16 protein-coding genes are annotated in these 13,541 nt (G+C 64.7%); 2 read left to right on the forward strand and 14 right to left on the reverse strand.

Going from position 1 to position 13,541, the window contains the following annotated elements:
* From V7778_RS24165 to V7778_RS24225, 13 genes are all read right to left on the reverse strand, one after another.
* A partial coding sequence (locus tag V7778_RS24165) for a glutaredoxin family protein (protein WP_335560028.1) occupies positions 1-231 on the reverse strand: 231 nt, incomplete at its 3' end.
* Positions 231-1,694: a DegQ family serine endoprotease gene (locus V7778_RS24170; protein WP_335560030.1), complete on the reverse strand. Its 1,464-nt coding sequence runs from the start codon at positions 1,692-1,694 to the stop codon at positions 231-233. The genes V7778_RS24165 and V7778_RS24170, both read right to left, overlap by 1 nt.
* A gap of 349 nt (positions 1,695-2,043) precedes the next feature.
* On the reverse strand, positions 2,044-2,370 hold the full coding sequence (locus V7778_RS24175; RefSeq protein ID WP_335560032.1) for a sigma-E factor negative regulatory protein: 327 nt from the start codon (positions 2,368-2,370) through the stop codon (positions 2,044-2,046).
* A gap of 31 nt (positions 2,371-2,401) precedes the next feature.
* Complete coding sequence (gene rpoE, locus V7778_RS24180; RefSeq protein WP_335560035.1) at positions 2,402-3,004, reverse strand: RNA polymerase sigma factor RpoE; 603 nt, start codon at positions 3,002-3,004, stop codon at positions 2,402-2,404.
* Between the two features lie 62 nt (positions 3,005-3,066).
* Positions 3,067-3,534 (reverse strand): protein YgfX, encoded by a 468-nt coding sequence (locus tag V7778_RS24185; protein WP_335560037.1) that lies wholly within the window; start codon positions 3,532-3,534, stop codon positions 3,067-3,069.
* Positions 3,535-3,642: 108 nt separating this feature from the next.
* A complete protein-coding gene (fabF, locus tag V7778_RS24190; protein WP_335560039.1) occupies positions 3,643-4,890 on the reverse strand; it encodes a beta-ketoacyl-ACP synthase II in 1,248 nt (415 codons plus the stop codon).
* A 32-nt stretch (positions 4,891-4,922) separates the two neighbouring features.
* A complete protein-coding gene (acpP, locus tag V7778_RS24195) occupies positions 4,923-5,162 on the reverse strand; it encodes an acyl carrier protein (protein WP_020653257.1) in 240 nt (79 codons plus the stop codon).
* A gap of 168 nt (positions 5,163-5,330) precedes the next feature.
* Positions 5,331-6,068 (reverse strand): 3-oxoacyl-ACP reductase FabG, encoded by a 738-nt coding sequence (gene fabG, locus V7778_RS24200; protein ID WP_335560053.1) that lies wholly within the window; start codon positions 6,066-6,068, stop codon positions 5,331-5,333.
* Positions 6,069-6,243: 175 nt separating this feature from the next.
* Entirely contained in the window at positions 6,244-7,191 is a 948-nt protein-coding gene (fabD, locus tag V7778_RS24205) for an ACP S-malonyltransferase (protein WP_335560055.1), read from the reverse strand.
* 50 nt (positions 7,192-7,241) lie between these two features.
* Entirely contained in the window at positions 7,242-8,228 is a 987-nt protein-coding gene (locus tag V7778_RS24210; RefSeq protein WP_335560057.1) for a beta-ketoacyl-ACP synthase III, read from the reverse strand.
* Positions 8,229-8,265: 37 nt separating this feature from the next.
* Complete coding sequence (gene plsX / locus V7778_RS24215; RefSeq protein ID WP_335560059.1) at positions 8,266-9,288, reverse strand: phosphate acyltransferase PlsX; 1,023 nt, start codon at positions 9,286-9,288, stop codon at positions 8,266-8,268.
* Between the two features lie 209 nt (positions 9,289-9,497).
* Positions 9,498-9,680, reverse strand: a complete 183-nt coding sequence (gene rpmF, locus V7778_RS24220; RefSeq protein ID WP_005666806.1) for a 50S ribosomal protein L32 — start codon at positions 9,678-9,680, stop codon at positions 9,498-9,500.
* 231 nt (positions 9,681-9,911) lie between these two features.
* Positions 9,912-10,409, reverse strand: coding sequence for a YceD family protein (locus V7778_RS24225; RefSeq protein ID WP_335560076.1), 498 nt, complete (start codon positions 10,407-10,409; stop codon positions 9,912-9,914).
* 181 nt (positions 10,410-10,590) lie between these two features.
* Between V7778_RS24225 and V7778_RS24230 the strand changes: the two genes are divergently transcribed.
* A complete protein-coding gene (locus tag V7778_RS24230; RefSeq protein ID WP_335560077.1) occupies positions 10,591-11,217 on the forward strand; it encodes a Maf-like protein in 627 nt (208 codons plus the stop codon).
* 31 nt (positions 11,218-11,248) lie between these two features.
* Positions 11,249-11,998, forward strand: coding sequence for an SAM-dependent methyltransferase (locus V7778_RS24235; RefSeq protein ID WP_335560079.1), 750 nt, complete (start codon positions 11,249-11,251; stop codon positions 11,996-11,998).
* 158 nt (positions 11,999-12,156) lie between these two features.
* Here the strand turns inward: V7778_RS24235 and V7778_RS24240 are convergent, their stop codons facing one another.
* Positions 12,157-13,425 carry an EAL and HDOD domain-containing protein gene (locus tag V7778_RS24240; RefSeq protein ID WP_335560082.1) on the reverse strand — a complete coding sequence of 423 codons (1,269 nt, stop codon included), beginning with the start codon at positions 13,423-13,425 and terminating at the stop codon, positions 12,157-12,159.
* Between the last annotated feature and the right edge of the window lie 116 nt (positions 13,426-13,541).

Raw genomic sequence — 13,541 nt, forward strand, 5'->3', positions numbered from 1 at the left:
GACCTTCTCCCGGTCGAGGAAGTAATGGCACAGCTCCTCCCCTGCCGGATCGCCGTACAGCACCGGCACCAGCTCGTCGAAACGCGCTTCCAGTGCCGGGTCGGCATCCACGTCGAGGACGGTGATCGCGAACGGCCGGCCGGGCTGCTCCAGGGCCTTGAGAGCGGCCAGCATGTCCTCGCACAAATGGCACCAGACCCGCGAATACAGGGTGAATGGAATGGCCTCCATCACTGGCGCGGCTTGATCACGAGGAACTGGGTGACGGCATCGCGCCGCACCAGCACGGCCACCTGTTTCTTGGGATCGAGCTTGCCGACCAGGGCGTTGAACTGGGCTTCGCTCGTCACCGGCGTGTTGTTCACCTGCAGGATGACGTCGCCCGGGCGGATGCCGGCGGTGGCGGCATTGCCCTGCGCATCCTCGACCAGCACCCCGCCCTCGACGCCGAGCTCGCGGTGCTGCTCGGCGCTGAGGCCGGACACGTTCAGGCCCAGGGCGTTCGGCGCGGCGCCGGGCGCCGGCTTCTTGGGCGCGGGGCGCGCCGGCGTCGACTTCTCGTCCTGCAGCTCGACGATGGTGACCGGCACCTCGAGCTGGGCGCCGCGGCGCCACACGGTGACGGTGGCGCGGCTGCCGACCTTCGATGCGCCCACCAGGCGCGGCAGGTCGCGGGTGGTCTCGATCGGCTGGCCGTTGAACTTGAGGATGATGTCGCCGACCTTGATGCCGCCCTTTTCCGCCGGGCCGCCCTGCTCGACCATCGACACCTCGGCGCCGCGCGCCTTGCCCAGGCCGAGCGACTCGGCCACGTCGCGCGTGACTTCGCTGATCTGCACGCCCAGGCGGCCGCGGGTGACGCGCCCGGTCTTCTTGAGCTGGTCGGCCACGCGCATCACTTCGTCGATCGGCACGGCGAAGGAGATGCCGTTATAGGCGCCGGACAGGGTCGCAATCTGCGAATTGATGCCGATCACCTCGCCGCGCATGTTGATCAAGGGACCGCCCGAGTTGCCCGGATTGACCGCCACGTCGCTCTGGATCAGGGGCAGGTATTCGCCCGTGTCGCGCGACTTGGCCGAGATGATGCCGGCGGTGACGGTGTTGTCGAGGTTGAAGGGCGAGCCGATCGCCACCACCCATTCGCCGACCCGGATCTTGCTCGAGTCGCCGGTGCGCAGGTAAGGCAGGTTGGCGGCGGCCAGCTTGAGCAGGGCCACGTCGGAGCGGCGGTCGGCGCCCAGCACCTTGGCCTTGAATTCGCGCCGGTCGTTGAGGGTGACGGTGACTTCGTCGGCGCCTTCGACCACGTGGGCGTTGGTCAGCACGAAACCGTCGTCCGAGATGATGAAACCGGAGCCGACGCCGCGCTGGACTTCCTGTTCCTCGGGCGCCTGCTGGGGCCCGCGGCGGCCGCCGCCACGGGGCATCTGGCCGCCGAAGAAGCGGCGCAGGAATTCCTGCATCTCCTCCTCGCCCGGCACCCCGCCGCCCGCGCGCACGCGCTCGGTGGTGCGGATATTGACCACCGCCGGGCCGACCTTGTCGACCAGGTCGGTAAAGTCCGGCAAGCCGGTGACCACCGGGGTCGGGACCGGCGCCGCGCCGGTGGCGTGGGCCGGGAGCATGGCAAGGATGGAGGAGCCGGACAGGAGCAGTGCCGACAGGATCAGGGTGGCGGTTTTGCTGGGCATGGAGCGTCGATGGACAGGGCTGAGATTGACTGAATGGTAAGGCAAAACCGGCGCTTTGTCGCGGCGCGCGCTCCGGCGCGCTTGCGTGGGCCGTCGGGTTGGCGGCGACGCCGCCGACGCGGGGATGGTTGGTGGATGCGCGCCCGGGCGGTTCTGGGAAAGGCAGCGCGGATCGTTGAGTGGGCGGGGCAATCCAGGCCAGTGGCCTGCATGACGGACGCCCACGCGTTCGACCATCGCCGGCACGGACGCGATATGCGCGTGATGCGTATCGCGCGTGGACGGGAAGCCCGTCCGCCCTACGATGATGTACGGCCAGCTATCCCGCGTCCGCGGCGAAGCCCCAACCCTACGATGACGCGGGATTCGATAGGACCGGCACCGCTGCGGCCTCGGTGGCATCGCCCGCCACGACCCGCTTCACCGGCATGGGTTCATCCGCCAGCCTGCCGGCGAGGCGCGCTGAAAACCCGGGCGACAAATCGGGCACCGGCTGTGCGCGCAGCACGTCACCGATGCGGTGGTACAGGTCCCAGGCCTCGCGCCCGCCAGGCTCTTGCAGGGCGGCGACCGCCAGCTCCACGTCGGCCTCGGGCAGTTCGCCGTCGCCCAGGGCGGAGATGGGTTCGCGGATTTTTTTGTTGGTGTCCATCAGCGTGTCGTTCGGTATGTTCAAGATGTGCTGCGTTTGTGTACGATCTCGCTACCTAGCGACGTTTGTCAACCGGGAAATCGAGTAGAGGTCGCAATTTCTCGGCGATGACTTCGCGCGCGCGGAAGATCCGGCTGCGCACGGTACCTATGGGACACGCCATCACTTCGGAGATTTCCTCATAGCTCAGTCCTTCGATTTCCCGCAGAACGATTGCCGTGCGCAACTCCAGTGGCAGTGCTTCCATCGCGGCATTGACCGTGTGAGCGATCTGCTTGCTGGCGAGCATAGATTCCGGTGTGTTGATGTCGCGTAGGCTGTCTGCGTCGTCGAACCCTTCGGCACGCTCGGCATCAGTCTCTGTCGAGGTCGGCGCCCGGCGGCCCTGGGTTACAAGATAGTTCTTTGCGGTGTTGATTCCTATTCGGTAAAGCCAGGTATAGAAGGCCGATTCGCCGCGAAAATGGCGCAGCGCCCGGAACGCCTTGATGAAGGTTTCCTGCACCACGTCTTCCGCTTCGGCCGGATCGTGCACGAGGCGCGACACCAGCCGCATCAGGCGGCGCTGGTACTTGGCCACAAGGAGGTCGAACGCCTGCCGGTCCCCGGCCTGGACGCGCTCCACCAGCAGCTGATCACACTCGCGTTCTGTCGTCACGGCCCCTGCCCCATCGGCTGCAGCCGGCCCCCTTGCTTAAGAGTTGGCCCACTGCAATAAGTTCAAAGTATTTTTGTGCTGGCTCCGGCACCCATGGCGCGCAGTGCGACCGCCAATGCACGGTAGGCGCCGGGCGCCATGCTGTCCGGCAGCAGCACGAGGCGCCACACGGCGCCGGTGTCGTCGGCGCGCAGGCGCAGCAGCATGCAGCACGGCCAGACCGTGGCCCCGGGCAACACGGTCGCGGACACCGCAGTCGTGAACGGCGAGCGCGTATTCCGTTGTACCGTCAGGCGTAGTCGCCCGACTCCAGAAAAATCAATCCGGCGCAGGTCCGCGCCGGCAGCGCGCCAGGCATGGCCGATGGCGCATCCGGCAAGCAACAAGGGCAGCCAGGCCGCGGGCGCAAACTGTGCGGGCAGCACGAAGCACACGGCAAGGGAAGCCGCGAACAGGGACGCGCAGAAGGCGGCCAGCAGCATGCGCAGGCGGCGCGACGGCGCGACAAGGGCTGTCACCGTGATCGGCATGGGATGAGGAAGGAAAACAGCGCCGGCTGAGCACAGGCCAGGATGGCCAACGCCGGATGAGGCAGGCGCCCATCCCCTTAGACAGGGATGGGCGTTTTTTAGTTCAGCTTAGACTTTAGCGAACACGAGGGTACCGTTGGTGCCGCCGAAACCGAACGAGTTCTTGACCGCGTAGTCGATCTTCATCTCGCGCGCCGTGTTGGCGCAGAAGTCCAGGTCGCATTCCGGATCCTGGTTGAAGATGTTGATCGTCGGCGGCGAGACCTGGTTGTGGATGGCCAGGACGGTGAACACCGATTCCAGGCCGCCCGCGCCACCCAGCAGGTGGCCGGTCATCGACTTGGTCGAGTTCACGACCATGTTCCGGGCGTGGTCGCCGAAGACGCGCTTGATGCCGCGCACTTCCGCCACGTCGCCCAGCGGCGTCGAGGTGCCGTGCGCGTTGACGTACTGGACCTGGTCCGGGTTCAGTTCGGCGTTCTTCAGCGCCGTGACCATGCAACGGCCCGCGCCACTGCCATCCTCGACCGGCGAGGTGATGTGGTTGGCGTCCGCGCTCATGCCGAAGCCGATGACTTCCGCATAGATCCTGGCGCCGCGCTTGACGGCGTGCTCGTACTCTTCCAGCACCATGACGCCGGCGCCCTCGCCAAGCACGAAGCCGTCGCGGTCCTTGTCCCACGGACGGGATGCGGTGGTCGGATCGTCGTTGCGGGTCGACAGCGCGCGCGCCGAGGCGAAGCCGCCCAGGCCCAGCGGCGAGACGGTCGATTCGGCGCCGCCGGCAACCATCACGTCGGCATCGCCGTACTCGATCAGGCGCGCCGCCGCGCCGATGCAGTGCAGGCCGGTGGTGCAGGCCGTCACGATGGCCAGGTTCGGGCCGCGCAGGCCGAATTTGATCGAGAGATCGCCCGAGATCATGTTGATGATCGAGGCCGGCACGAAGAACGGCGAAATGCGGCGCGGGCCCTTGGCCGTGTACTCTTCCTTGGTGGCTTCGATCATCGGCAGGCCGCCGATACCCGAACCGATGGTCACGCCGATGCGGTCCGCGTTTTCCTCGGTGACTTCCAGGCCCGAATCCTTCAGGGCCTGGATGCCGGCCGCCATGCCGTAATGGATAAAGCTATCCATGTGGCGGCCTTCCTTGCCCGGCAGGTACTCTTCGACGTTGAAGTTCTTCACTTCGCCGGCGAAGTGGGTCGTAAACGGCGTGGCGTCGAACTTGGTGATGCTGGCAATGCCCGACTTACCTGCCAGGGCCGCGCTCCACGCCTCGGCAATGGTGTTGCCGATCGGTGAAATACAGCCCAGGCCAGTAACGACGACACGGCGGTTGCGTGAACGGCTCAAGCGATTCTCCCAGAAACTTTTATAGCGACAGCTTAGGCCTTGACGTGCGCGGTAGCGTAGTCGATTGCCTGCTTGACGGTGGTGATCTTCTCAGCCTGTTCGTCAGGGATTTCCATTTCGAACTCGTCTTCCAGTGCCATCACCAGTTCCACGGTGTCCAGCGAGTCAGCGCCGAGGTCGTCAACGAACGAGGATTCGATTTTGATGTCTGCTTCGGCAACGCCCAGTTGCTCAGCGACGATTTTTTTAACGCGTTGTTCGATATCCGACATGTTTTGGCTCCATTAAGGTATGTGTTGCGGAAAGTGCGCGCATTTTATCAGGTTTGCGCCTTGAAAAACTATTTTCGGCGATTGCTGCTAATTCGTCCGAATTTCCTGCTAAAAGATGGGATTGGACCGGCTTTTTACAAGCGAATACGCAAGCCCGTCATTATCCCATCAATTCATGAACATGCCGCCGTTCACGTGCAGCTCGGTGCCGGTGATATAAGCGGCTTGCGGACCGGCCAGGAAGGCCACGGCGTGCGCGATGTCTTCCGGCTTGCCCAGGCGGCCCAGCGGGATCTGGCCCAGCAGCGCGGCGTGCTGGTCGTCGCCCAGCGCCTTGGTCATGTCGGTGTCGATGAAGCCCGGCGCCACGCAGTTGACGGTGATGTTGCGGCTGCCGATCTCGCGCGCCAGGGCGCGGGTCATGCCGGCCACGCCGGCCTTGGCGGCGGCATAGTTCATCTGTCCCGGATTGCCCGAGGCGCCCACCACCGAGGTGATGTTGATGATGCGGCCGTGCTTGGCCTTCATCATCCCGCGCAGCACCAGGCGCGACAGGCGGCCGACCGAGGTCAGGTTGGTGGCGACCACGCTGTCCCACTCCTCGTCCTTCATGCGCATGGCCAGGTTGTCCTGGGTGATGCCGGCGTTGTTGACCAGGATCGACAGGCTGCCGAAGCCCTTCTGCACTTCGTCCACCACTTCGCCGCAGCGGGCGGCGTCCGTGACGTTCAGGACCACGCCCTTGCCGCCGAATTCGCCCAGGTACTCGGAAATGGCCTGCGCGCCGGCTTCGGTGGTGGCGGTGCCGACCACTTTCGCGCCCTGGCGCGCCAGCTCGAGCGCGATGGCCTTGCCGATACCGCGCGATGCGCCGGTGACGAGGGCGACTTGGTTTTCCAGATTCATCTCTTCATCCTCTTCTTATCAAATGGGGTTCCAGCTCGTGCAGCCACAGCCTGCACAAGCCTGCCGCCTCCGGCGGAGGCCGGGCCCAAGTTCAGCGTCGCGACAGCTGACGCAAAACTTGGATTCCGGCCTGCGCCGGAATGACGTTCATGGGCTAACTGAAAAAACTTTACGCTCAGGCCTGCTGTGCCGAGCCAAGCGAGGCCAGCACGCGCTCGAGCGCGGCCTGGTCGACCAGGGCTTCGCCCGCCAGTACCGGGTCGATGCGCTTGGCCATGCCGATCAGGGTCTTGCTCGGGGCGCATTCGATTACCTGGGTTACACCCTCGGCGGCCATCTTCTGCATGGTCTCGACCCAGCGCACCGGGCCGGCGGCCTGGCGCACCAGGGCGTCCTTGATCTGTTCAGGATCGTTCAGGACGGCGACGTCGACATTGTTGATGACGGCGATCTGCGGCGCGGCGAAGCTCAGCTTGGCCATGTAGCCGCGCAGGCGGTCCGAGGCGGGCTTCAGGAGCGACGAGTGGAACGGCGCCGAGACGGCCAGCTTCATGGCGCGCTTGGCGCCCTTGGCCTTCGCGATCTCGCAGGCGCGCTCGACGGCCGCGGTGTGGCCGGCGATGACGATCTGGGTCGGCTCGTTGAAGTTCACGGCCTCGACCACGTCACCCTGGGCGGCTTCGGCGCACACTGCACGCACGTCGTCGGCCTGCAAGCCGAGGATGACGGCCATGCCGCCCTGTCCGACCGGCACCGCGTCCTGCATCGATTGCGCGCGGAAGCGCACCAGCGGCACGGCGTCCTTGAAGGGGATCACGCCCGCGGCGACCAGGGCCGAGTACTCGCCCAGGCTATGGCCGGCCACGACCGATGGCGCCGGGCCGCCGGCCGCGATCCAGGCGCGGTAGACGGCGACGGCGGCGGTCAGCATGACCGGCTGGGTGTTGGTGGTGAGGTCGAGGTCTTCCTTCGGACCTTCGGCGATCAGGCGCGCCAGGTCGAAGCCCAGGGCGTCGGACGCTTCGGCGACGGTCTGCTCGACGACCGGGTTGCCGGCGAAGCCGTTCAGCATGCCGACGGCCTGGGCGCCCTGCCCGGTAAACAGGAAAGCGAATTTGCTCATCTTCTTATTGTCCTTGTTGGGTTGTTCCGAATCGCGCAGGCGGTGCGCGATTACATGCGCACCAGTGCGGCGCCCCAGGTGAAGCCGCCGCCCACGCCTTCCATCAGCACGTTCTGGCCCTTCTTGATGCGGCCGTCGCGCACGGCCTGGTCCAGCGCCAGCGGGATCGAGGCGGCCGAGGTGTTGCCGTGTTCGCCGACGGTCACGACCATCTTCTCCATCGGGAGGTCGAGCTTCTTGGCGGTGCCCTTCATGATGCGCAGGTTGGCCTGGTGCGGCACCAGCCAGTCGATGTCGGAGGGGCGCATCTGCGCCATCCCCAGCACTTCGTGGGCCACTTCCTCGAGCACGGTGACGGCCAGCTTGAACACGGCCGGGCCGTCCATGTAGAGGAAGCCGCTGCCGGCGATCGCGCCCTGGGCCAGGTTGCCCGGGACCGACAGGATGTGCGAATGGCGGCCGTCGGCGTGCAGCTTGGAGGCCAGCACGCCCGGCTCGCTCGAGGCTTCCATGACGATGGCGCCGGCGCCGTCGCCGAACAGCACGCAGGTGGTGCGGTCCGAGAAGTCGAGGATGCGCGAGAAGATCTCGGCGCCGATCACCAGCACGGTCTTGTGCATGCCCGAGCGGATGAAGGCGTCGGCGGTCGAGACCGCATAGACGAAGCCGCTGCACACGGCCTGCACGTCGAAGGCGGCGCTGTTGTTTTCCATGCCGAGCTTCTGCTGCACGATGCAGGCGGTGCTGGGGAAGCTGCCGTGGAAGTCGGGGGTGGAGCTGGCGACGATCACCAGGTCGATGTCGGACGGCTGCTTGCCGGCCATCTCGAGCGCCTTGCGCGCGGCCTTGACGGCCAGGTCGGACGAATTCTCGGTGGCGTCCGCATAGTGGCGCGCCTCGATGCCGCTGCGCGTCACGATCCAGTCATGCGAGGTCTCGATGCCCTTCTCGGCCAGCTGGGCCGCGAGTTCCTCGTTGCTGACACGCTTGGCCGGCAGGTAGCTGCCGGTGCCGGTGATTTTGCTATATACAGTCATTGCTCCACCATCCTGCTATTTGATTGAGCGAGGCCGATCAAGCCTGGCGCTCGGGGTCCGGAGACGGCATCAGTTCGGCGATCAGGGCCGACAGCTGCTCTTGTACATTGTGGGCAGCGGCCTCGTAAGCACGCTTGAGCGCCCATTCGAAAGCATAGGCGTTGGCGCCGCCATGGCTCTTGAACACCAGGCCTTTCAGGCCCAGCAGCCCGGCGCCGTTATAGCGCTCGGGATTCAGCTTCTTGAGGGCGCTACGCGCCAGCAGCGCGCCCGCCATCGACCACACACTCTGCTTGAACACCGACTTGACGAAGCGCGACAGGCCTTCGGCCGCCTTCAGGGTGACGTTGCCGACGAAGCCGTCGCAGACCACCACGTCGACCGTGCCCTTGAAGATGTCGTTGCCTTCGACATTGCCGAAGAAATTGAGTTTACCGCGCTCGTGGTCGGCGCGCAGCAAGAGTCCGGTTGCCTTGACCACATCGTTGCCCTTGATGTCCTCGGTGCCCACGTTGAGCAGGCCGATGGTCGGACGCTCGATGCCTTCGATGGCCGAGCACAGCACCGAGCCCATGATGGCGAACTGGTGCAGGTGGTCGGGGCCGCAATCGACATTCGCGCCGAGGTCGAGCATGTAGGTGGGGCCGTTCTTCTCGTTCGGCATGATCGAGCAGATCGCCGGGCGGTCGACGCCGGCCATGGTCTTGAGCACGTAGCGCGAGACGGCCATCAGGGCGCCGGTGTTGCCGGCCGAGACGCAGGCGGTGGCGCTGCCGTCCTTGACCAGTTCGATGGCGACGCGCATCGACGAATCCTTCTTGCGGCGCAGGGCCACTTCGACCGGATCGTCCATGGCGACCACTTCGGTCGCGTTCTTGATCGAGATGCGCGGATGGGTCTCCGCACGGCATTTCTTGAGTTCGGCGCGCAGCACGTCTTCTGCGCCGACCAGGATGAGTTCGGCGTCAGCTTGCTTTTTTAGAAAGGAAAGGGCTGCCGGAATAGTAACTGAGGGGCCGTGATCGCCGCCCATGCAGTCGATGGAAATTTTAATTGTCATTTGTCGGGAAGTTGCCGCAAGTTACGCACAGCGGGCGGCAAGATGGGATCGGGGCCTGGCGCAAGGCCGGCCGGAGTCCGCGCGAGTGTAAATGACGGTATGCAAGCTAGAATTGCAGCCGAATACGGGGTAACACGCAAAGAAAAAGCGGCGCCACGAAGTTAACCTACGTTGCACCGCTTTCATGGTACTGAAAGACAAGACGGCGATTACTCGTCGTTCTTGGTCTTCAGGACTTTGCGACCACGGTAGAAGCCGTTCGGGCTGATGTGGTGACGCAGGTGGGTCTCGCCGGTGGTCGGCTCGACTGCCAGGTTCGGCGCGGTCAGGAAATCGTGCGAACGGTGCATGCCGCGCTTCGAAGGGGACTTCTTATTCTGTTGAACTGCCATGATGACTCCTAATACATAAGTTCTAAAATTCTAACACATTCGACTTGCAAATACATGCGCATCGAGTATCCCACCGGCAATTCCTAGAATGATGCTCCACGAATGCCGACATGTTTTAACGCTGCCTACATCTACTGCCTACTGCCATACTCGACTGCTGCACGCGTTTGACACGTTCTTTGCGTACTACCGTCTTGGACTGCCACTGCGGTACTACAAATTCTGTACTGATTACTCTGACTTGAGATTCTTGAGGCCGGCGAACGGCGAAACCTTGTCGGTCTTTACGCTGTCCACGAGCTTGGTGTCCGGACAAACGTCATGTTTCGGTGCCTGCGGCAGGGCCAGCAGGGCTTCGTCCTCGAGCAGTTCGCGGATGTCGCAGGCATGGCTGCCGACAATCACGTCGATACTCTCGTCGTCGAGGATCTCCTCGATCTGGTCGGCTTCCTCGTCGTCCTTGCCGAGCACCAGCATGGTGGACGAATCGATCTCGTAAGCAAAGGGCTGCAGGCAACGCTGGCATACCAGCTGCACGGGACCAGCCACCGACAGGGTCATCGACGGGTAGCCCTGGCGGGTCCGCCCGCCCTGGATGGACCAGCGGATCTCGCCGCTCCGGTCGGCGCAATCGGCTGCCAGCCGGGGCATTTCAGCCACGGGCGTCGTGCCTTCTCGCTGCCCGTCATTCCGACAAAACTCAAATGCGTCAATGACAAAAGCGCTCATTTGGAAGGTTCCCCGGAAAACCTGCGATAATAACAGGCTTCTCGCTGCAGAGTCAAAAACTTGCGCTGTTTTTTAGGCGCTGGGCGCTGCGCTGTTGCGGCAGGCTCGACTTTCATCGGACTTGCTTGTCGGGAAGCAGCTATCTGGTTGTTTTCCCTATGGTTTTCCCTACCCGGCCGACATGATACCAAGTTCCCCGTCCACGCGTCTAATCCTTGCTTCCAGCTCGGCCTACCGGCGCGAACTGCTGGCCCGCCTGGGCCTGCCCTTCGAGTCCATCGCACCCCACATCGACGAAACCCCGCTGTCCGGCGAAGCGCCCCAGGACACCGCCCTGCGCCTGGCGCGCGGGAAGGCGGCGGCCATCGCGGCCCTGCATCCCGGTGCGCTGGTGATCGGCTCGGACCAGGTGGCGACGCTCGACGGTTTGCAGATCGGCAAGCCCGGCGACCATGCGCACGCCCTGGCCCAGCTGCAGCTGATGCGCGGGCGCCAGGTGGTGTTCCATACGGCCCTGTGCCTGTGGGATGGGCGCGTGGCCGACCCTTCCAGGGCCGCGCAGGTGGAGAATGTGCAGGTATTCGTTTCTTTCCGCGACCTGCCCGACGCCGAACTGGACGCCTACCTGCGCATCGAGCAGCCCTACGACTGCGCCGGCAGCGCCAAGAACGAAGGCCTGGGCATCGCCCTGCTCGAACGCATCGACTCCTCCGACCCGACCGCCCTCACCGGCCTGCCCCTGATCGCCCTCACCGGCATGCTGCGGCGCGCGGGCGTCCGCTTTTTTTTGCACCTGAGTGGCACCTGAGTGCCACCTGACCTTTTTATATAGTGTATTTATGGCTGGCACGCTTTTCCTGATCCCGAATACCCTTGGCCCGGTCGAACCGACCTCGGGCGCCCTTTCCGCCCTGCTCCCCACCCAGGTCCAGTCCGTCACCTCGCAACTCGACTATTTCGTGGCCGAGAACGCCAAGACGGCGCGCGCCTTCCTGAAGCTGGTGGCGATCGACCATCCGCTGGCGAAACCGCTGCAGGACATCGAGATCGCCGAGCTGAACGTCAACACGCCCGCGCAGGCGCTGAACCAGCTGCTGGCGCCGCTGCTGGCCGGGCGCGATGCCGGCCTGGTGTCCGAGGCGGGCGTGCCGGCGGTGGCCGACCCGGGCGCCGACCTGGTGCGCCTCGCCCACCAGCACGGGATTCCGGTGCGGCCGCTGGTGGGGCCGTCCTCGCTGCTGCTGGCCGTGATGGCCAGCGGGCTGAATGGGCAAAGCTTCGCCTTCAACGGCTACCTCCCGACCGATGCGGCGCAGCGGACCAAGCGCATCCAGCAGCTGGAGGCGCGCTCGCGCAGCGAGAAGCAGACCCAGTTGTTCATCGAGACGCCCTACCGCAACGGGGCGATGCTGGAGGCGCTGGTGGCGGCTTGCCAGCCAGGGACCTTGATTTGCGTGGCGACCGATTTGACGCTGTCCAGCGAATCGGTGAAGACGCTCACGGCGGCGAAGTGGAGGGCGCAGCTGGCCTCAGGGAAGGCGCCGGAGTTTCATAAGAAGCCGACGGTGTTTTTGTTGTTGGGGCAGTAATCAAGCTGGTAGCTGCGGAGCGGACTTGGGTCCCCGCCTTCGCGGGGATGACGTTCATGCGTTAACGCGAAAAAGTTTGCCATGAGCCGCTAGCCGAAAAACCGTCATCCCCGCGAAGGCGGGGACCCAAGCTTGCAAGCAAACCACTACAGCAACGCTTAGTGCACGTCGTGCGTCAGCTCGCGCACCCAATTAAACGCCGCCAGCTCGATCTCCCGGATCTCGGCCACCGTCAATCCCACCCTTCTCAGCGCCGTCGCCAGCTTGCGCCCGCAATCGGCCGCCTCCAGCAACTCGGCAACGTGCAGCATGAGGCCGAAATCCCCTTCCCGGTCCAGCAAGGCCGCGCGCACGTCGTGGGCCACTTCGACGTTGTCGAGAATGTCCGCCATCGGCACCGAGAACAGCGCATCCGCCAGCGACATGATGCCCACCGTGAAGGCGCGGTCGGCGCTGGCCGTGTCGCCCGGACGCACGTGCTGGGTCATGATCTCGAGCAGCTTGCCGCGCGTCGTGGCCAGCTGCAGCAGGGGTGAGTCGAGGTCGGCCTGGGCCCCGGCCGAGGTGTAGACCAGGATCTGCAGCCAGCGCGACAGCTGGCGCCGCCCGAGCTGGGTCAGCGCCTGCGACAGCGACTCGATCTGCGGCCCCGGCGCGGCGCGGCTGTTCACCAGGCGCAGCAGGTTCAGGCTGATCAGGGCGTCGCGCTTGACCGCCGATTCGATCGCCTGGCTGTCGGCGTTCGAATTGACCAGCTCCAGCAGGCGCAGGATGCCCATCTCCGACGGCGTGATCTTCTTGCCGGTCAGGATCACCGGACGCGCGAAGTAATAGCCTTGGAAGTATTCGAAACCGAGTTCCATGCACAGGCGGAATTCATCCAGGGTTTCGACCTTCTCGGCCAGCAGCTTCTTGCCGGTGCCCTTGAGCGAATCGGCCAGGCGCGCCAGCGCCTCGGGCGGCATGCCCTTGACGTCGACCTTGATCACGTCGACCAGCTCCACCAGCTTATCGAGCTCGGCCGAGTGCTCGATCACATCGTCGACCGCGAACTTGAAGCCCAGTTCCTTGAGCTCGGCGACGCGCGCCAGCAGCTTCTCGGACGGCTGCACCGTCTCGAGGATCTCGAGAATGACCTTGTGGGCCGGCAGGAAACGGACGAAGTCGCTCATCAGGACCACTTCGTCGACGTTGACGAAGGCCAGCTGCTCACCCACCACCTGCTCCATGCCCAGCTGGGAAGCATGGGAAATGACGGCGGCGGTCGCCGCGGCGCCATCGGTCAGCTTGGCGTCGTCGTCTTCGCCGGCCGCGCGAAACAAGAGCTCGAAGGCAACCAGATGCTGGTCACGGCCGAGGATGGGCTGGCGGGCGAGGAAAAAATCGTTGGACGGCACGGATACCGCTGCCGTCGGATCGACATGCATCTAATACTCCTGGATAACTTGGCAGCACGGCCGTGCTGCGCTGTGGCGGAGTACGCACACTCCGCCTATCTTGACTATACTACAAAAACGCTAACATTAGCATTTCGACATCGTAT

It is taken from the genome of Massilia sp. DD77 (assembly GCF_036961685.1).
In the GTDB taxonomy this organism is placed as follows: domain Bacteria; phylum Pseudomonadota; class Gammaproteobacteria; order Burkholderiales; family Burkholderiaceae_D; genus Telluria.